An 18102-nucleotide genomic window follows, 5' to 3' on the forward strand; every position below is an offset into this window, starting at 1 on the left:
TTCGCCCCTTCGCGCGGGGCTCTGTCGAAGGCCCGGGCGCAAGAAGCGACGGCGGAGGTTGTTTTGGCATTCAAATCGATTAAGGACAAGCGATTACTGAGAAAATCACTTCTTTTCAGGCTTGCCGTCACCGTCGTCGAGCACCCGCCAGGAGGCGCCTTCCAGGTCCTCGTACTGGCCGCTTTTCAGCGCCCAGAGGAAGGCGACGAGACCGATGCCGCCGAGAAACAATGCGATTGGAATGAGATAAATCAGCGTGTTCATGAGGCGCTCCCGACCGCGCGCAGCGTGACAGGTGCCTTCTGTTCGGCTGCCTCCGCGACATTGCCGGTCGCCGCACGCAGGCGCAAGGCATTGGCAACGACGATCACCGACGAGGTCGACATGGCAACCGCCGCAATCAGCGGCGTCGCATAGCCGAGGATGGCGATCGGCACGGCAATGACGTTGTAGCCGATCGCCAGCGCGAAGTTCTGGCGGATCAGGCGGCCTGCCCGGCGCGAGGTGTCGATCGCCATCGGCACCGCGTTCAGGCCCTGATGCAGGAAGACGAAATCCGCCGCCTGCCGGCCGACATCGGCTGCCGTCGCCGGCGCCATCGAGACATGGGCGGCGCGCAGCGCCGGCGCATCGTTGATGCCGTCGCCGACCATCAGCACGCGATGACCGCCCGCGGCGGCGAGCGCGCATTCGTCCACCTTGCCGCGCGGCGTGAGTTCCGCCTTGAAGCGTTCGATGCCGACCCGGCGGGCAAGGGCTGCGACGACCGGCTCACGGTCGCCAGAGAGAATGCCGCTCGATAGGCCGAGCCGCCCGAGTTCCTCGATGCTCTCGCGGGCAAAGGGCCTGAGGCGGTCCTCGAAGCGGAAGCACGCAAGTTCGCGACCGTCGAGCGACAGGATCACCTCCGACTGCCCGGTCGCCTCGCCGGCGTCGCCACAGGCAAAGGCGCGGCTGCCGAGCCGGTAGATGCCTGCTTCGGTGCGGGCCTCGATGCCTGCGCCGGGAATTTCCCGGATCTCGCCGGCGACGACCGGTGCAAGCTTCGCCGCGTCGTGAATGGCCATCGCCAGCGGATGACGGGAATGGGCGGCAAGGCCTGCGGCGATCATCAGCTTGGAAGGCTGAATGTCCCCGCCATTGACGAGCCGCGGCTCGCCGACCGTCAGCGTGCCTGTCTTGTCGAGCAGAACCGTATCGATCTCGGCCAGCCGCTCCATGGCCGAGCCGTCCTTGACCATGACGCCGTTCTGGAAGAGCCGCCCGGCCGCAATCACCTGCACGACAGGCACCGCAAGCCCGAGTGCGCAGGGGCAGGTGATGATCAGCACCGCGACCGCCACCAGCATCGCGTGGTGGAAATCGCCATTGACGAACATCCAGCCGATGAAGCTGACCAGAGCCAGCAGATGCACCGCCGGCGAATAATGTTGCGCCGCGCGGTCGGCAATGCGGCGATAGCGCGCCCTGCCCCCTTCGGCCGCCTCCATCAGCCCCATGATCTCGGCAAGCAGCGAGTCGCGTGCCGCAGCGGTCGCCTCGACAGTCAGCGGTCCGGTAAGGTTCAGCGTGCCGGCCTCCACGGTATCGCCGACCTTGACCGGGGCCGGCGCGCTTTCGCCATTGACGATCGAGCGATCGAGATCGCTGGTGCCCATGAGGATGCGGCCATCGACCGGGATGCGCTCGCCGGCTGAGATCGCCAGCTTTTCGCCGGGCTTGATCTCGTCGACCGGACGATACTCGCGCCCGCCATCGGCATCGATGACCATCGCGCCGCGCGGCGAGAGCCGAGCGAGACTGCTGATCGCCGAGCGCGCGCGGCCGCGCATCATGTGATCGAGCGTGCGGCCGATCAAAAGGAAGAAGAGCAGCATCACGGTGCCGTCGAACCAGGCATGGGTTCCGTGGGTGATCGTCTCATAGAGCGAGATCGAGAAGGAGAGCGTGATCGCCAAAGCAATGGGCACGTCCATGTTGGTGCGGCCGTGCTTCAGCGCGTTCCAGGCGGATGCATAGAAGAAGCGCCCGGCATAGATCAGCGTCGGGGCGGCAATCAGCGCCGAGATCCAGTGAAAGAGATCGCGGGTCGCCGCCTCCGCTCCCGACCAGACGGAGACCGAAAGCAGCATGATGTTGGCAGACGCAAAGCCCGAGACGGCGACGGCGCGCACCAGCTTCTTCAGCGTCTGGTCGCCGTCTTCCTCGCCCGGCGCAAACAGATGTGTCTCGTAGCCGCGTGCGCGGATGGCCTGCACCAGTTCGCGCGGATCGGTGCGAGCGCCGCCCGTCTCTTCCTTCCAGACGATGGATACACGGCGCGACGAAAGGTTGACGCGCGCGCGTTCGACCTCGGGCCGAGCCTTCAACGCGCCTTCGAGCGTGGTGATGCAGGCGCCGCAATGCACGCCGGGAACACTCAAGTCCGTCTGGCGCAGCCCGCCGCCGAGCGACCGGCTCATCAGCCAGAGCTCTTCCGCGGTCGGCAGCCCCTGCCCGGCTCTGTCGATCTCCAGAGCCGCCTCGGTTCCCGGAGCGCAGCAGCTCATTGGGCATCTCCCGGCACGATGAAGCGGATCGCCTGGCGGTAGACGATGGCATCGCCCGAGGTCGCGGTGATATCGGCGATCCACTGGCCGCGCTTCAGCGCGGTTGCGGCAACGAAGATGCCCTCGCCCTGATGCGCCATCTCGACGGTCACGTCCTCATGCTCCTCGACCGGGCGCTTCAGCACCGCCACCACCTTGTCGGCGGTCATCTCCGGATTGCCGCGGCGCGTCAGCGTGTAGCGCAGCGCCTCCTTTTCGACGCTGAGCTTGCCGTCGAGTCCGTCGGCGGCAAAGGCCTTCGCCTCCTTCACCTTGCCGTTGAACTGCTGGCTCGCGACATAGGTGTTCTGCACCACGAGCCCGCTCCAGCTATGGCTGGCGTTCCAGGCCATGATCAGGTTGACGGTGATGATCGTGCCGAAGAACAGCACCATGACGCCGAGCATATGCCAGCCGGTGAAGGGCCGCGGCGCCTTTGCCTGTTTCGCCCCTGCCTGATTCGGTGTCATTTCGCGGTTCCCGGGCTGTTGAAGTTGGCCTTGTAGACGTCGCGCTCGTGGCTCGACGGATCCTCGACGATCAGGCTGAAACCGTCAGCCGCTTCGGAAAGATTGTCCTTCGGCAGCGTCACGAACACCTTGACCGCCGTGACCTTGTCCGGATCGACGCCGATATTGAATGTACGGCCGTCGCCCGGCGCCTGACCGGCGATGCGCATCGTTGCCGAAGGCAGGCCGTCGATTGCAAGCGTGATCGTGCGTTGTTCCGGGATCATGTTCAAGAGCTTGACCATGTAGCCATTGCGCACCGAACCGTCGGATTCGAGGACGAATTGCGGATTGCGGTCGTGCAGGACGTTGAGCTCCAGCCTGTCGCGCGACAGAAGCGCGTAAAGCAACCCGATGCCGACAAGCGTCCAGACCCCGAGATAGGCGAGCACGCGCGGACGGAAGACGATCTTCCAGTTGAAGTGACGTACCTTGTCGGAGAAATTGCCGTCCGCATTGCGCACCCGGGAAGGCTCGATCGCCGCCGTGCCGCCATTGGTGGCAAGCGCCATGTTGGCGGCATAGTCGTTGAGCGTCGCATAGGAGATCAGCCCGCGCTCGCGGCCGATCTTGTCCATGACGCCGTCGCAGGCATCGATGCAGAGCGCGCAGGTGATGCATTCGAGCTGCTGGCCGTCGCGAATGTCGATGCCCATCGGACAGACGACGACGCAGGCGTTGCAATCGACGCAATCGCCGACGGCCTCCCCGGCGGCAACGGCCTTCTTCTGGTGGCGCGAGCGCGGCTCGCCACGCCAGTCGTTATAGGTGACAACCAGCGAGTTCTCGTCGAGCATCGCCGCCTGGATGCGCGGCCACGGGCACATGTAGGTGCAGACCTGCTCGCGCATCAGCCCGCCGAAGACATAGGTGGTCGCGGTGAGAATCGCGACGGTCATGTAGGCGACGACAGGCGCTTCCAGTGAAACGAAGCTCTTGAGCAGCGTCGGCGCATCGGCAAAATAGAAGATCCAGGCGCCGCCGGTGGCAATGCCGATCATGATCCAGATCGAGTGCTTCGACACCCGCTTGATCACCTTGCCGAACGTCCAGGGACCGGCGTCGAGCTTCATACGGGCATTGCGGTCGCCTTCGATATAGCGCTCGACCACCAGGAACAGATCGACCCACACCGTCTGCGGACAGGTATAGCCGCACCAGGCGCGCCCGACGGCCGAGGTCACCAGGAACAGGCCGAAACCGGCCATGACGAGCAGGCCGGCGACGAAGAAGAACTCCTGCGGCCAGATCTCGATGAAGAAGAAATAGAAGCGCCGCGCGGCGATATCGACGAGCACCGCCTGATCCGGCGCATGCTCGCCGCGATCCCAGCGGATCCAGGGCGTCAGATAATAGATCCCGAGCGTTACCAGCATCACCAGCCACTTGAACTGGCGGAAGCGCCCCTCGGCGCGCTTCGGGAAGATCTTCTTGCGTTTTTCGTAAAGCGGCTTGCGCACGTGCGCCGCATTGACCGGCTCGGCCTCGTGGCGCTCGACAGAGGCAGGATTTGCGGCTGAATGTGGGCTCATTTGTGGGAAATCCCCGGATATGTCATGTATTGCACCACGTTTTGCCCGATTTGGCGCCGGAAAACGTTGATCTGTGTCAAGTTTGCGGGCTAAAGCCCCCACATGCGGCGAAACGCCCGGGCCTTCGCAGGCGATGCCCAGCCTTTCGCATGAAATGCCCAGGCTTCAGAAGAAGTGCAGGCCTTTCCCATTCGATCCGCACTGCGGTTCGTCACATCGCCACACCTTGCAATACCAATGAGGAACCGCATGGACACGATCATCGGCTTTCTGAACACGATCTTTTGGGGCTACGTGCTGATTTACGGCCTGCTCGCCGTCGGCATCTATTTCACGCTGCGCCTCGGCTTTCCGCAGATCGTGCATTTTGGCGAAATGTTCCGGGTCTTGAGCAGCGGCGGCTCGAAGGATGCGGCCGGCATCAGCCCGTTCCAGGCGCTGACCGTCAGCCTCGCCTCGCGCGTCGGCACCGGCAACCTCGCCGGCGTCGCCGTGGCACTCTATCTCGGCGGTCCGGGCGCGACCTTCTGGATGTGGATGGTGGCGCTCGTCGGCATGGCGACGGCCTATGCCGAAAGCGCGCTGGCGCAGCTCTACAAGGTGCGCAACGAGAATGGCCAGTATCGCGGCGGTCCCGCCTTCTATATCGCCCGCGGCCTCAACGCGCCCTGGGCGGCAACGATCTTCTCGGTCTGCCTGATCCTTTCCTTTGGTCTCGTCTTCAACGCGGTCCAGGCCAATTCCATCGCCGACGCGGTTCAGGGCGCCTTCGGCGTGCCGAAGATCGCCGTCGGCCTCGCGGTTGCGGCCATCTCCGGCATCGTCATTTTCGGCGGCATCCGCCAGATTGCCCGCGTCGCCGAAATCGTCGTGCCCTTCATGGCGATCGCCTATCTGCTGACGGCGATCTACGTGCTCGTCGCCAATGCAGCGATCGTGCCGAGCGTGCTGTGGACCATCATCTCCAGCGCCTTCGGCCTGCAGGAAGCGGCAGGCGGCGTAGCCGGCGGTGTCGCAGCCGCGATGATGAACGGCGTCAAGCGCGGCCTGTTCTCCAATGAAGCCGGCATGGGCTCGGCGCCGAACATCGCCGCAGTCGCCACGCCCGTTCCGCACCATCCGGCATCGCAAGGCTTCGTGCAGTCGCTCGGCGTCTTCATCGATACCATCCTGATCTGCACCGCGACCTCGGTGATGATCCTGCTTTCGGGCACGCTTGAGCCGGGCTCCGGCGTGACCGGCACGCAACTGACACAGGCGGCGATGAATGTGCATATCGGCTGGGCCGGCAGCTACTTCATCGCGATCGCGATCTTCTTCTTCGCCTTCACCTCGATCATCGGCAACTATTCCTATGCCGAAAACGCGCTGACCTATCTCGGCGGCGGCAACCGTCTCGGCGTGCTGATCATGCGCTGCGCCGTGCTTGTCATGGTCGTCTGGGGTGCGTCCGAGAGCATCACCACGGTGTTCGACGCGGCGGACGCCTCCATGGGCCTGATGGCGACGATCAACCTCATTGCCATCGTGCTTCTCTCCGGTACCATTGCCAAGCTGACGAAGGACTATTTCGCCCAGCGCCGGCAAGGTCTCGATCCGGTTTTCCATGCGGCCGACTATCCGGAGCTGCAGGGCCAGATCGACGGCGAGATCTGGTCGCGCGAAGAAGCGATCGGCATGGGTGGGCGCGTGGAGGACAAGGCATGGACGGCTCCAGCGGGCCGCTGACATCGACACGACCGACATCGGCAAAGCCGATACTGGCCAAGCAGCGCGGCATCTATCGCGAGCGTGCCGCGCCCGAAGCCCTCGGCCGCCATGTCGAATGCCTCTGGAACCACCGCATACCGGAGGGACCGCCATCGCCGATGGCGGTCGTGCCAGACGGTTGCGTCGATATCCTCTGGTCGACGCACGGCCTTGCCGTCGCCGGCCCCGATCGGGTGGCCGCCTTTCCCGTCATCGCTCCCGGCACCGACATCATCGGCCTGCGCTTCCGGCCGGGTGTCGCCGCATCGTTCCTGCGCACGTCTCTCTCGCAGATCGCCGGCGAGTTTGTCCCGCTCGAGGTCTTCTGGGGTCGTGCTGCGCGCGAACTCGAAACCCGGATGCAGGACGCGCCCGATGCGACCCGCCGTGCCGACATGCTCGCGGACGCCGTGCTGCAGCGCCTGCCGGCCGCCTCCCCGCCACCCGACGATATCGAAGCCACCCTCGCCCATCTCCGGCTGGGCCAACACTCTTCTGACAATCCCGTCCGTTCATTGGCTGTCGCGACCGGCACCAGCGAACGAACGCTGAGGCGCCGCTGCCACGAGCATTTCGGCTATGGTGCCAAGACGCTCGATCGCATCCTGCGGCTGCAACGCTTTCTCGGGGCATGTCGAAGCGAGCCGTCTGCAACCCTTGGCCTGCTCGCGCTCGATGCCGGCTATGCCGACCAGGCGCACCTGTCGCGTGAGGCCCGGGAATTGACCTCGCTCTCCCCGGCCGAAATCCGCCGCCAGCTCGGCGGTAGCAGGAAAGCGGCCTGACTGGCCGTTTCGTTCAAGACCGGTCAGGCCGCCCGTGCTAGGCCTTCCTCAGGAGAACAAGGCATGGCAACACTCGAAGCGAAGATCGTTCACACCAGCATCGACCGCGACTGGCGCGAGGTCTATGCCTTCATGGCAAGACATGAAAACATGCCACGCTGGGCATCCGGCCTCTCGTCCGGCCTGACCCGCGAAGGCGATCACTGGCTGGCGCCGGGGCCGCTCGGCAACGCCCGCGTGCACTTTGCGCCTGACAGCGCCTTCGGCGTCACCGATCATCTCGTCACGCTGGAGGACGGCACAGAGGTCCACAATGCGCTCCGCGTCGTGCCGAACGGCGCCGGCGCCGAGGTGATGTTCACGCTGCTGCGCCAGCCCGGCATGAGCGCGGAACAGTTTGCCGGCGATGCCGGTTGGGTGGCAAAGGATCTCGCCACTTTGAAATCGATCATGGAATCCGGAAAAGACAGGTAGAAAAATGGGTAACAAGGGCAACGACAGCCGCATCGACTATGTCGAGTTCAACGTCTCCGACATCACCGCCACCAAGGCCTTCTACAGCAGCGCCTTTGGCTGGACCTTCACCGACTACGGCCCGGAATATTGCGAGTTCCAGGACGGCCGGCTGACCGGCGGCTTCACCACCACCGGCCCCGTCGGCAGCGGCGGCCCGCTGATCATTCTTTATGCCGACAAGCTCGAGGACATGCTCGCCCGCGTCGAAAAGGCCGGCGGCAGGATCGTCAAGCCGATCTTCTCCTTCCCCGGAGGCCGGCGCTTCCATTTCGCCGATCCCGACGGATACGAGCTGGCGGTCTGGTCGGCGCAGTAAGCGGGCCCATGAAGGCGCGGCACTGAAACAACACTTGGACATTGGCGAACGGCCGCTCCCTCTCCTCCCTCATCTCTGTGCTCGTCACAGAGATCCAGCGGCCGTGCGTCTGCACGGCAGAGATGCCACCTAAGAATGCCGGCACCCGCATTTCTCGCCCCGCCGACGCGGCGCGGCTGGATTTCTGTGACAAGCACAGAAATGAGGATGTTGGTGAGGCCCACTTCACATCGGCTGACCAGCAGCTAGTCGGTCCGAAGAGGTAAAATGGCTTTGCAACCGCACCGCCCCACCTGTGGACACGCCCTCCCGCTTTACGCCGGTTTAATCTCTACACGTCAGAATTGCGCGCGACGAACACGAGGGCGCGCAAGAGCATGGCCGATACGCATGATTTTCTGAAGAACTCCGTCATCATCGGCGCCCATCCCGACGACGAACTGCTGTGGTTCACCTCGATCCTGAAAGAGGTCGACGAGGTCATCATCCTTTACCGCGACATCTGGTCGGAGCCGCAGATGGGCGACGCGCGCGCCGCTGCCATCAGGGCCTATCCGCGCGGCAATGTGCGCTTTCTGGAAATGGAAGAAACCGGCTCCTTCGATTGCGCCGACTGGACGAACCCGAAGCCCGGGCCGTTCGGCATGGAATTCGGCACGGAAGGCACGCGCCGCGAGGCCAAGCGCATCGTCAAGAAATCGCTGTCGCAGATCATGCCCGGCAACTTCCGCCACTCGACCCGGCCGATCGCCCAGGCCTATCGCGACAATTACGAGACGCTCTACCGCACGCTGCTGCCGCTGCTCAAACCCGACATGAACGTCTTCACCCACAATCCCTGGGGCGAATACGGTCATGAGGACCATGTGCAGGTGTTCCGTGTGCTCGACCGGCTGCGCGACGAGATCGGTTTCACGCTCTGGATGTCGAACTACTGCACCGAGCGCTCGATGCCGCTCGCCATGCAGTATTTCAGCCGCAAGCCGCAGGAATACATCCGCCTGCCCGCCGACAAGGCGTTTGCCGAACAGGTCGCCTCCGTCTACCGCCAGCACGGCTGCTGGACCTGGCGCGATGACTGGATCTGGTTCGACGACGAGTGCTTCATGGAAGCGCCGCGCAGCAAGCCCGAAGGCGGCGGCTTTCATCTCCTGCCGATGAACCTCTTCAACTTCGGCACCGTGGTGAAGAGGCCGGTCAACACGTCGCTGCTTCTCGGCACGGCGCTCTCAAGCGTCGTGGTCGGCGCGACGATCGCCGCGGCCCTCGAATAGGAAAGCCCGAGCGCACGGCGCTTCGTCGCGCCGCTTCGGCGGCTGCCTTCAGGCGGGCACCGGTTCGGCAAAATAAACCACCATCCTGAGATGCCGGTGCTCGTCCACCACCAGCGTCTCATGACGGAAACGCAGGCGCGCGGCTGCAGCATCGATCAGCGTGCCGATCCCGCGGCGGGCTTCATCGCCGCCGGGTGCTGCCCACCAGCGCCTGAAATCGGCCGAAAGGTCCTTCAGGCTTTCGACCAGAGCCAGCATCGACGGATCATCCGGCGCCACGGCAAAATCATAGCGGAACTGGGCGAGCAGCTTCGGCGCATCGTCGCGCCACGCGGGCATGCGCCGTCGCATCTCGGGATCGGCAAACACCATCTGCAGGATGTTGCCAAGTTCCGGCTTCCGGGCACTGAAGCCGAACAGAACCTCTGCCGCCGCGTTCCAGGCAACGACATCCCAGCGCAGGTTCAGCACATAGGCAGGCCGCGCGGTCAACTCATCCAATAGCTGCTGGATCAGCGGCGAGATCGAGATGCGATGATGCGCCTCCGGCGGCGGCGGCCGCTTGTGGGCGAGCAGAAACAGATGGCTGCATTCGGCATCGTCGAGCTTCAGTGCGCGGGCCACATTCAGCAGGAACGCCTCCGACACCTTGATATCGCGCCCCTGCTCGAACCAGGTGTACCAGGTGAGCCCGACGCCAGCGAGGGCGGCGACCTCTTCGCGCCGGAGGCCCGGCGTGCGGCGCCGTCCGGTAAAGGCAAGGCCGGCATCGGCCGGCGTCAGCTTCGCCCTGTGCCGCGTCAAAAACTCGGACAGCTCGTTCTTGCTTCGCTCAAGGCTTCGTTCGCTCACGTTGTTGCCCACAGTAATAGGATAAATACTTAAATTGTAACAGGATGATTGTGCCCTGAAGATGTGGTTTCCGCAACCAGCCCAAGCCAAGACGGAGATCACCTTTGACAATGCTCAGCGACCGACCGCCCCTCGTGACCGAGGGATATCCCGCCCACCCGGATCCCCGCGAAGCGCGCGCCGGCGCGCGTGAATGGGCCGGGCTCGCCCTGCTCGCGCTCCCCACCATCCTGCTCGGCCTCGACCTGACGCTGCTGCATCTCGCTTTGCCGGCGCTGGCGGCGGATCTGAAGCCCACCAGCACGCAGGCGCTCTGGATCGTCGATGCCTACGGCTTCATGATCGCCGGCTTCCTGATCACCATGGGAACGCTCGGCGACCGCATCGGTCGCCGCAAGCTCCTGATGCTGGGCGCGGCCGCCTTCGGTGTTGCCTCGATCCTTTCGGCCTATTCCACCAGCGCCACCATGCTGATCGTCGCGCGCGCAGCGCTCGGCGTTGCCGGCGCGACCTTGATGCCACCGACCTTGGCGCTGATCAGCAACATGTTCCTGAACCCGCACCAGCGCGCGCTGGCGATCGGCGTCTGGGCCACCATGTTCGCGCTCGGCATGGCGGCAGGGCCGATCGTCGGCGGCATCCTGCTCGAACGTTACTGGTGGGGCGCTGCCTTCCTCGTCGCATTGCCGATCGTCGGGGTGCTGCTCATCGTCGCGCCGCTGCTGCTGCCCGAATACCGTGCGCCACAGTCGGACCGGCTGGACATGACCAGTGTGGCGCTGTCGCTGGCGGGCCTGCTGCCCATCGTCTACGGCATCAAGCAGATTGCCAAGGATGGCCTTGAGCTCGGCGCCATGCTCGGCCTTGCCGTCGGCCTCGTCGCCAGCCTCCTCTTCATCCGACGGCAACGGCGGCTGCGAAGCCCGCTGATCGACCTCGACCTGTTCTCCGACCGCGCCTTCAGCACAGCGCTCCTGATCCTCCTGATCGGCCTGACGGCGGTCGGCGGGACGATGCTGCTCGTCACCCAGTATCTGCAACTGGTCGTCGGCCTGTCGCCGTTTTCAGCGGGCCTGAGAATGGGCCCCTCGGCGCTTGCCATGCTTTTGGCCGGCATCACCGCACCGCTCGTCGCCAGGCGCTTCGGCGCCGGCCCTGTGATCGCAGCGGCGCTGGCGCTTTCCGTGGTCGGCTACCTGCTGCTTACCCAACTCGATGCCGCGCCGTCCGGCGTCGGGCTGGTGACTGCGGCATTCGCGCTCGTCTATCTCGGCCTCGGCACCATTGCGGCGCTTGGCACCGATCTCGTCGTCAGCGCAGCTCCCGCCGAAAAGGCCGGGTCAGCCTCGGCCCTCTCCGAAGTGGTGCAGGAACTCGGCCTTGCCGTCGGCATCGCTACGCTCGGCAGCCTGACCACCGCCGTCTACCGCACCGAAATGGCCGGCCAGACGCTGATCTCCGGCGAGACCGGCCACAGGCTGTCGGACAGCCTCACCGGCGCCGTATCAGTCGCGACCGAGCTGCCGGCGGGCATGCTGGAGCAAGCCCAGGCCGCCTTCATGACCGGCTTCAACGCAGCCGCCGCCATTTGCGCCCTCGCCATCGCTCTCATGGCGACGCTGGCAGCCATGACATTGCGGAAGCCTGCCGCCGGCAAGGCTGCGAAATCGTGATGGAGCGCCGGCGGTCCCTCGACGGAACTCCCCGCTTTAGGGTCGCTGGCCGGCGGCGCGCGATCCGCCAACGACAAAGGCCGCATCCTGCGACGCGGCCTTCTTGATTGTCTGGATCAGAGCTGCCCCTCACTGTCCCGCCGGACATCTCTCCCCGCCAGGCGGGGAGAGAAACGCTGGGGGCGCCCGCCCGGCATCCAGCCTGAAAAGACTGAGCGGCAGCCCACTCAAGAACGTGATGGGCGGCTCCATCGCCAATCTTGCTTTTAACCTCGCGAGGCTAGCGCGGCTTGCGCCCTTCTCCCCGCCTGGCGGGGAGAAGGTTCCGGCAGGCGAATGAGGGGCGCCACCATCACCTACGGATGTGTGGCAGGTCCGCAAGCCCCTCGTTCCTCTTACTCGCCGCCACCCAGCGAATGCACGAAGATCGCGAGCTGCTTGACCGTGGTGTCGCCGAGGCGCGGCAGCCAGGCGGGCATGACACCGTGCTTGGGTGCCTTCATCTGCGCGACGATCGCCTGTTCGCTCGAGCCGTTCAGCCACAGCGCATCGGCAAGGTTCGGCGCGCCGAACTCGCGGTTGCCCTTGGCGTCGGCACCGTGGCACGAGGCGCAGTTGGCCTCGAACAGCGCCTTGCCCGGCTCAACCAGAGCGGCATCCGACGGCGTGCCGGTGAGGCTGACGACATAGGCCGCCGTCTGCTTGATCTCTTCCGGCTGCAGGATTTCCGCGAAGGACGGCATCTCCGAGACGCGGGTCTCGTCGTCGCCGTTGTAGCGGATGCCGTGGGCGATCGTCTGGTAGATCTCCTCGGGCTTGCCGCCCCAGAGCCAGTCGTCGTCGTTCAGGTTCGGGAAGCCGGCAGAACCGGCCGCACCCGAGCCGTGGCACTGGGCGCAGTTGACCTTGAAGGCCGAGGCGCCGCCCGACACGGCGAAGTGCTGCAGCTGCGGATCGGCCATGATCTCGGCAAGCGAGCTCGACGCGATCTTCTCGAGGTTGCCGGCCTGGGCCGCCTTGGCACTGGCCAGTTCGGCGCTGACCTCGGCTCGGCTCGAATATCCGAGCACGCCCTTGGTGGCGTCCGTCAGAAGCGGCACCGCCGGATAGACGATCATGTAGCCGACCGCCCAGACGATGGTCGCGTAGAAGGTATAGACCCACCAGCGCGGCATCGGGTTGTTGAGCTCGCGGATACCGTCCCATTCGTGACCGGTGGTCTCGACGCCGCTGATTTCGTCGACGTGTTTGTCCGCCATTCTCTTAATCCTCCTTCAGGGGGATGGCTGCGGCATCATCGGCGGCCTTCTTGGCGCCGGGCCGGAACATGAAGGCAACGACGCCGAGGAAGAAGAGCGTCATCGCAAGAAGCGCCCAGCTATCGGCGAACTGGCGCATGGCCGTGTAGGTTTCCATGTGCTGATCTCCTTAGCGATAACCGGTGGTGTCGTCGTAGGTGGAGAAGTCGACCAGCGTGCCGAGCATCTGCAGATAGGCGACGAGCGCGTCCATCTCCGTCAGCTTCTGCGGATCGCCGTCGAAGTCGCCGAGCTTGGCCTTCGGATAGCGGCCCTCGACGCCCGACGTGTCAGCGTTCGGATCGGCCTGCGCCTTGATGTCGGCAAGCGCGTTGTCGATCATCTCGTCCGTGTAGGGCACGCCGACGGCCTTGTTGGCCTTGAGGTTCGCGGCGATGTTGTTCACGTCGAGCGGCGTCGCCTTGAGGAAGGCGTAGCTCGGCATCACCGATTCCGGCACCACCGAGCGCGGCTCGATCATGTGCTGCACGTGCCATTCGTTGGAGTAGCGGTCACCGACGCGGGCGAGATCCGGTCCCGTGCGTTTGGAGCCCCACTGGAACGGATGGTCGTACATGGACTCCGCCGCCAGCGAGTAGTGACCGTAGCGCTCCACCTCGTCGCGGAACGGACGGATCATCTGGCTGTGACAGACATAGCAGCCCTCACGCACATAGATGTCGCGGCCGGCAAGCTCCAGCGGCGAATAGGGCCGCATGCCTTCCACCTTCTCGATGGTGTTTTCGAGATAGAACAGCGGTGCGATTTCCACGATGCCGCCGACGGAGACGACGAGCAGCGAGCCGACGAGAAGCAGCGTCGCGTTGCGTTCGAGCGTCGCGTGTTTGTCGAGAATGGACATGGGTGATGCCCTCCTATTCCGCAGCCTTGAGCGCGGGCGTCGCTCCGAAGATCGGAGCTTCGTCACGCACGCGGCCGAGGATGGTCATGGTTACGTTGAAGGCCATGAGCAGAGCTCCGGCGAGGAAGAGTGCGCCGCCAAGGGCACGCAGCACGTAGTAGGGAACCATGGCTGCGACCGATTCCGCGAAGGAATAGACGAGGAAGCCCTGGTCGTCGTATTCGCGCCACATCAGGCCCTGCTGGATGCCGGCGACCCACATGACCGCCGCGTAGACGACGATGCCGAGCGTGGCGAGCCAGAAGTGCCAGTTGACCATGCGCACGCTGTAGAGGCGCTCGCGGTTCCACAGCTTCGGAACGAGATAGTAGATCGCGCCGAAGGTGATGAGGCCGTTCCAGCCGAGCGCGCCGGAATGCACGTGGCCGATGGTCCAGTCGGTGTAGTGGCTGAGCGAGTTGACCGTCTTGATCGACATCATCGGACCTTCGAAGGTCGCCATGCCGTAGAAGGCGACCGCCATCACCATCATGCGGATGATCGGGTCGGTGCGGATCTTGTCCCAGGCGCCAGACAGCGTCATCAGGCCGTTGATCATGCCGCCCCAGGAGGGCATCCACAGCATGACCGAGAACACCATGCCGAGCGTCTGCGCCCAGTCGGGCAGCGCGGTATAGTGCAGGTGGTGCGGGCCTGCCCAGATGTACATGAAGATCAGCGACCAGAAGTGGATGATCGACAGACGATAGGAATAGACGGGGCGGTTCGCCTGCTTCGGGATGAAGTAGTACATCATGCCGAGGAAGCCGGCCGTCAGGAAGAAGCCGACGGCGTTATGCCCGTACCACCACTGCGTCAGCGCATCCTGCACGCCGGCGAAGGCCGAATAGCTCTTGGAGCCGAGGAAGGAGACCGGCACCGCCAGGTTGTTGACGATGTGCAGCATCGCGATCGTGACGATGAAGGCGAGGTAGAACCAGTTGGCCACATAGATATGCGGCTCCTTGCGGGTCAGAAGCGTGCCGAGGAAGACCGCGAGATAGGCGACCCAGACGATCGTCAGCCACAGGTCCACATACCATTCCGGCTCCGCATATTCCTTCGACTGGGTGATGCCCAGCAGGTAGCCGGTGGCCGCCATGACGATGAAGAGCTGGTAGCCCCAGAACACGAACCAGCCGAGATTGCCGCCGAAGAGACGCGCGCGGCTGGTACGCTGGACGATGTAGAAGGACGTCGCGATCAGCGCGTTGCCGCCGAAGGCAAAGATGACCGCCGAGGTGTGCAGCGGCCGCATGCGGCCGAAGTTGAACCAGGGCTCGATGTTGAGGTCCGGAAAGGCGAGCTGGAGCGCAACCACGACGCCCACGAGAAAGCCGACGACGCCCCAGAAGACGGTGGCGATCACGCCATACTTGACCACCTCGTCGAAATATTCCGACTGCGGTGGCGGCGGCGATGCCCTGCCCGCGGAAGCCGGGCTGAATTCGATGCGGCGCATCAGCATGATCGTGCCGGCAAGAAGCACGAAGAACAGCACCCACATATGGGCCTCGAAGTGCCGGTCCTGCGCAAACCCGGCGCCGATGAGCGCCAGGAATGCACCGACCCCGAGCAGGATCATCTCGAAAGTGTATTTCATGGTTGGGTCCCCAACTTGGTCCGAACGCACGCGACAACACCCCGAAACGAGGGGTGTCACCGCAGCTTGCCGGAAAGTGTCAGAATCGGGGCAGTCCGGCCTTGATTCAGATCAAGGCTATGCCACCTCGTTTGGATCATCCTCGGCAAACAATAGGGAGCGCCGTGGGAGTTGGCGTCTGAAGCAGATGAAAAAGACTTTTGAAGAGGGACGAATTCGCAGCCGCCTGGACCCCGCGCCCCGGCAGCAGCCGGTCGCCGAGCCGTTTGCCTGGCTTGCCCGCGCCCACGAGGAGCAGTTGGCGCTCTGCGCCTGTCTCGAGGAAATCGCCGACAGCCTGCCTGCGGAGATCGACCGGCAGAAATGCGTCTACGCCGCCAAGGTTCTGGAGCCGCTGATCCGCGAGATGCATTCGGGTGAGGAAAACCTGGTCTTCCCCTGGATCGAACGCACCTACCGCTCAGACCCGACGCTCGGCGCGACGCTGGAGCGGCTGAAATACGAACACTGCGAGGACGAGTGCTTCGCGGAGGAACTGACGGAAATGCTGGAGCGCCTGGGGGCGGCCGACGAGACGGTCAACGCCGAGACCGCCGGCTACATGCTGCGCGGCTTCTTTACGAGCCTCAGACGGCACGTCGGTTTCGAGCAGGAATGCCTGCGCAGCATCACCGCGCCGGCCGGATAGCGGGCGCTTCCGCCGTCGCCGCCGGACGATAGCTGGCCGCCGCTGCCGATGTGCCGCAATCGTCGGTGAATGAACCGACCCGGGTTTCGAGCGAGTGGTCAACGATCATGCTTCGCTCGTCTCCGCTTCGCGCTCGTCCCAGTCGCTGCGCAGCAACGTCGTGACATGCTCGATCGTCTGCCTGCCATCGGCCATGCAGCGGCTGGCGACTTCAGCGACGCGCCGATATCCGAGCTTCCGCTGCATTGCCCAGGAATTTTCGTTGCCGTCGAAGTAACCGTTGATCAGCTTTTTCAGGCCCAGGTCGCGAAAGGCGAAACGGATCTTCGCCTCGAACGCTTCACGTCCATAGCCACGCCCCTGGTAAGCCTTGGCGATCCAGATTCCGCCGCCGGCCGTCCCGGCCTGCCAGTCGATCTTGTTGAGACTGACGCCCCCGATCATCCGTCGTTCGGATCTGAGTTCGATCGCAAATTCATATGCGACCGGCCGAGTGCTTGCGGTAGAAATCGCCTGGCACCGACGGATCCAATCCTCGGCATGCGAGATCGAATAGGGGTTGGGAACGAAGGCGAGCCACTTTGCAAGCTGAAGGTCGTTCAAGCCGAGCGCGAGCTGTTCGATGTCCTCCTCACTCCAGGGTCGGAGGATAAGGCGCGGCGCTTCTATTCTGATCCCCACGACGTTGCAGGCTCCTTCCCGGCCTTGTGTTGAAGAGATCGGCACGGCGCCGCACATCGTTCCACGGCCAGGTCCAGCCCGAAACAAAAAGACGTCAGGAATGCCGGGAACGACTAGGCGGCGATCGCGCGGCGGCGGTCGGCATGTTCCTGGATCACCAGAATGGCGCCGATGAGCTTGCCGGTGCTCGACATGCAGGGCGTCAAGCGGCAGCGCACCACCACCGTGCGCGCATCGACCGTCTTGGCGAAGGTGTAGTCGACCACCTCGCCGGCGAAACACCGGTCGAGATAGGATTTCACCCGGAGTTCGAAACGCTGGATGCCGATGAACTCGACGATGTGCCGGCCGATGAGATCCATCGGGCGGCTTTCCAGATGGTCGGCATTGCGCGGATTGGTGTAGAGATAGCGGTAATCGGGCGTGATCACCGCCAGCCGGTCCGGGAAGCTGTCGAGAATCGCCTCGTTGAGCAATCCTTCGTCCGCCCTGCCCTTGTTGGGCTGCGCCGGCAGGCGTTCCAGTTGCAGGTCGGCCAGGTTCTCCGCACCCGTCGCCGCGAAATAGCGGTTGATCAGCGACTGCAGCAGCTGCGAATGGCGCAGCACGCAGGAAATGTCGTCGGCCTCGACGCGCAGGATGTCGATCAGGAACTGGAACTGAAGCCGGGCGTCTTCGACGCTCACCGCCTTTTCGTCGTAGACGGATCTCAAGATCGGATCCAGTTCGCGATCCAGAATCCCGATCAGATGCTCGTCTGCCGTACGTACGGCATACTGCAGCTGCGAATACTTGAACCAGAACAGCTCAATCAGTGCGTTCAATTCGAAACCCCAATTCCCCCACGGCAAAGCCGCTTCGATGCACTTACAATTCAGGCGCAGATGTTCAGGACACCGATCTGGTTCTTGATGTTTCCCCCACCGCTTTCGCGTAAAACCGCACCACCCGGGCCACCCAAAGCGCTTGCAGTCTTTTTCGCACGCAACGGGCATAAGTTTACACTCATTGCGATAGCGTTCAACAGCAGAAAGAAAAACTTAACGTTTACGCACGTTTTCAAAGGAGGTTCGGCGCGCCGGCCCGCCGGGGCATGGGCAAAACGCAAAAGCCCGGCACAGGCTGCCGAGCTTGCGG

Annotated in this window: 18 protein-coding genes; 7 read left to right on the plus strand and 11 right to left on the minus strand. The window is 64.1% G+C overall.

Features of this window, described 5'->3' with window-relative positions:
* Positions 1–105: 105 nt before the first annotated feature.
* Genes ccoS through ccoG form a run of 4 tightly spaced genes read right to left on the minus strand, consistent with a single transcriptional unit; the run spans position 106 to position 4629 of the window.
* The gene (gene ccoS, locus C1A35_RS10585) at positions 106–264 is read right to left on the minus strand and encodes a cbb3-type cytochrome oxidase assembly protein CcoS (protein ID WP_043615060.1); all 159 of its coding nucleotides are present in this window, start codon (positions 262–264) and stop codon (positions 106–108) included.
* Entirely contained in the window at positions 261–2549 is a 2289-nt protein-coding gene (locus C1A35_RS10590) for a cation-translocating P-type ATPase (RefSeq protein WP_104664275.1), read from the minus strand. Before C1A35_RS10590 ends, ccoS begins: the two co-directional genes overlap by 4 nt.
* The gene (locus tag C1A35_RS10595) at positions 2546–3058 is read right to left on the minus strand and encodes a FixH family protein (RefSeq protein WP_104664276.1); all 513 of its coding nucleotides are present in this window, start codon (positions 3056–3058) and stop codon (positions 2546–2548) included. The genes C1A35_RS10590 and C1A35_RS10595 overlap by 4 nt, the downstream gene beginning before the upstream one ends.
* Positions 3055–4629, minus strand: coding sequence for a cytochrome c oxidase accessory protein CcoG (gene ccoG / locus C1A35_RS10600; RefSeq protein WP_104664277.1), 1575 nt, complete (start codon positions 4627–4629; stop codon positions 3055–3057). Before ccoG ends, C1A35_RS10595 begins: the two co-directional genes overlap by 4 nt.
* A 249-nt stretch (positions 4630–4878) precedes the next feature.
* Between ccoG and C1A35_RS10605 the strand changes: the two genes are divergently transcribed.
* The 5 genes from C1A35_RS10605 (at position 4879) to C1A35_RS10625 (ending at position 9269) form a co-directional block, all read left to right on the plus strand.
* Positions 4879–6357 (plus strand): alanine/glycine:cation symporter family protein, encoded by a 1479-nt coding sequence (locus C1A35_RS10605; RefSeq protein WP_104664278.1) that lies wholly within the window; start codon positions 4879–4881, stop codon positions 6355–6357.
* Positions 6333–7163, plus strand: coding sequence for a helix-turn-helix domain-containing protein (locus C1A35_RS10610; RefSeq protein WP_104664279.1), 831 nt, complete (start codon positions 6333–6335; stop codon positions 7161–7163). The genes C1A35_RS10605 and C1A35_RS10610 overlap by 25 nt, the downstream gene beginning before the upstream one ends.
* A gap of 63 nt (positions 7164–7226) precedes the next feature.
* A complete protein-coding gene (locus tag C1A35_RS10615) occupies positions 7227–7637 on the plus strand; it encodes a polyketide cyclase (RefSeq protein WP_104664280.1) in 411 nt (136 codons plus the stop codon).
* A gap of 4 nt (positions 7638–7641) precedes the next feature.
* Positions 7642–7995, plus strand: coding sequence for a VOC family protein (locus tag C1A35_RS10620; protein ID WP_104664281.1), 354 nt, complete (start codon positions 7642–7644; stop codon positions 7993–7995).
* Positions 7996–8372: 377 nt separating this feature from the next.
* Positions 8373–9269 (plus strand): hypothetical protein, encoded by an 897-nt coding sequence (locus tag C1A35_RS10625; RefSeq protein ID WP_199772903.1) that lies wholly within the window; start codon positions 8373–8375, stop codon positions 9267–9269.
* A gap of 48 nt (positions 9270–9317) precedes the next feature.
* On the opposite strand, the gene C1A35_RS10630 is transcribed toward C1A35_RS10625, so the two are convergent.
* The gene (locus C1A35_RS10630) at positions 9318–10121 is read right to left on the minus strand and encodes a helix-turn-helix transcriptional regulator (RefSeq protein ID WP_104664282.1); all 804 of its coding nucleotides are present in this window, start codon (positions 10119–10121) and stop codon (positions 9318–9320) included.
* Between the two features lie 110 nt (positions 10122–10231).
* Between C1A35_RS10630 and C1A35_RS10635 the strand changes: the two genes are divergently transcribed.
* Entirely contained in the window at positions 10232–11794 is a 1563-nt protein-coding gene (locus C1A35_RS10635) for an MFS transporter (protein WP_104664283.1), read from the plus strand.
* 395 nt (positions 11795–12189) lie between these two features.
* Here the strand turns inward: C1A35_RS10635 and ccoP are convergent, their stop codons facing one another.
* Genes ccoP through ccoN form a run of 4 tightly spaced genes read right to left on the minus strand, consistent with a single transcriptional unit; the run spans position 12190 to position 15596 of the window.
* Positions 12190–13053 (minus strand): cytochrome-c oxidase, cbb3-type subunit III, encoded by an 864-nt coding sequence (gene ccoP / locus C1A35_RS10640; RefSeq protein ID WP_104664284.1) that lies wholly within the window; start codon positions 13051–13053, stop codon positions 12190–12192.
* A 4-nt stretch (positions 13054–13057) separates the two neighbouring features.
* The gene (locus C1A35_RS10645) at positions 13058–13210 is read right to left on the minus strand and encodes a cbb3-type cytochrome c oxidase subunit 3 (RefSeq protein ID WP_104664285.1); all 153 of its coding nucleotides are present in this window, start codon (positions 13208–13210) and stop codon (positions 13058–13060) included.
* Between the two features lie 12 nt (positions 13211–13222).
* Positions 13223–13954 carry a cytochrome-c oxidase, cbb3-type subunit II gene (gene ccoO / locus C1A35_RS10650; protein ID WP_104664286.1) on the minus strand — a complete coding sequence of 244 codons (732 nt, stop codon included), beginning with the start codon at positions 13952–13954 and terminating at the stop codon, positions 13223–13225.
* 13 nt (positions 13955–13967) lie between these two features.
* Positions 13968–15596 (minus strand): cytochrome-c oxidase, cbb3-type subunit I, encoded by a 1629-nt coding sequence (gene ccoN, locus C1A35_RS10655; protein WP_104664287.1) that lies wholly within the window; start codon positions 15594–15596, stop codon positions 13968–13970.
* Between the two features lie 187 nt (positions 15597–15783).
* On the opposite strand from ccoN, the gene C1A35_RS10660 reads away from it, so the two are divergent.
* Complete coding sequence (locus tag C1A35_RS10660) at positions 15784–16284, plus strand: hemerythrin domain-containing protein (RefSeq protein WP_104664288.1); 501 nt, start codon at positions 15784–15786, stop codon at positions 16282–16284.
* A 105-nt stretch (positions 16285–16389) separates the two neighbouring features.
* Here the strand turns inward: C1A35_RS10660 and C1A35_RS10665 are convergent, their stop codons facing one another.
* Positions 16390–16965 (minus strand): GNAT family N-acetyltransferase, encoded by a 576-nt coding sequence (locus tag C1A35_RS10665; protein ID WP_158665043.1) that lies wholly within the window; start codon positions 16963–16965, stop codon positions 16390–16392.
* 113 nt (positions 16966–17078) lie between these two features.
* Positions 17079–17789: a PAS domain-containing protein gene (locus C1A35_RS10670; protein ID WP_104664290.1), complete on the minus strand. Its 711-nt coding sequence runs from the start codon at positions 17787–17789 to the stop codon at positions 17079–17081.
* Positions 17790–18102 lie beyond the last annotated feature (313 nt).

The sequence above is a fragment of the Ensifer adhaerens genome, assembly GCF_002940685.1.
Lineage (GTDB): Bacteria > Pseudomonadota > Alphaproteobacteria > Rhizobiales > Rhizobiaceae > Ensifer > Ensifer adhaerens_E.

Coding starts and splice junctions, on each gene's coding strand:
- ccoN (WP_104664287.1), bottom strand. CDS start 15,596: ATGAAATACACTTTCGAGATGATCCTGCTCGGGGTCGGTGCATTCCTG.
- C1A35_RS10660 (WP_104664288.1), top strand. CDS start 15,784: ATGAAAAAGACTTTTGAAGAGGGACGAATTCGCAGCCGCCTGGACCCC.
- C1A35_RS10615 (WP_104664280.1), top strand. CDS start 7,227: ATGGCAACACTCGAAGCGAAGATCGTTCACACCAGCATCGACCGCGAC.
- ccoS (WP_043615060.1), bottom strand. CDS start 264: ATGAACACGCTGATTTATCTCATTCCAATCGCATTGTTTCTCGGCGGC.
- C1A35_RS10595 (WP_104664276.1), bottom strand. CDS start 3,058: ATGACACCGAATCAGGCAGGGGCGAAACAGGCAAAGGCGCCGCGGCCC.
- C1A35_RS10605 (WP_104664278.1), top strand. CDS start 4,879: ATGGACACGATCATCGGCTTTCTGAACACGATCTTTTGGGGCTACGTG.
- ccoO (WP_104664286.1), bottom strand. CDS start 13,954: ATGTCCATTCTCGACAAACACGCGACGCTCGAACGCAACGCGACGCTG.
- C1A35_RS10590 (WP_104664275.1), bottom strand. CDS start 2,549: ATGAGCTGCTGCGCTCCGGGAACCGAGGCGGCTCTGGAGATCGACAGA.
- ccoG (WP_104664277.1), bottom strand. CDS start 4,629: ATGAGCCCACATTCAGCCGCAAATCCTGCCTCTGTCGAGCGCCACGAG.
- C1A35_RS10610 (WP_104664279.1), top strand. CDS start 6,333: ATGGACGGCTCCAGCGGGCCGCTGACATCGACACGACCGACATCGGCA.
- C1A35_RS10620 (WP_104664281.1), top strand. CDS start 7,642: ATGGGTAACAAGGGCAACGACAGCCGCATCGACTATGTCGAGTTCAAC.
- C1A35_RS10625 (WP_199772903.1), top strand. CDS start 8,373: ATGGCCGATACGCATGATTTTCTGAAGAACTCCGTCATCATCGGCGCC.
- C1A35_RS10635 (WP_104664283.1), top strand. CDS start 10,232: ATGCTCAGCGACCGACCGCCCCTCGTGACCGAGGGATATCCCGCCCAC.
- C1A35_RS10645 (WP_104664285.1), bottom strand. CDS start 13,210: ATGGAAACCTACACGGCCATGCGCCAGTTCGCCGATAGCTGGGCGCTT.
- ccoP (WP_104664284.1), bottom strand. CDS start 13,053: ATGGCGGACAAACACGTCGACGAAATCAGCGGCGTCGAGACCACCGGT.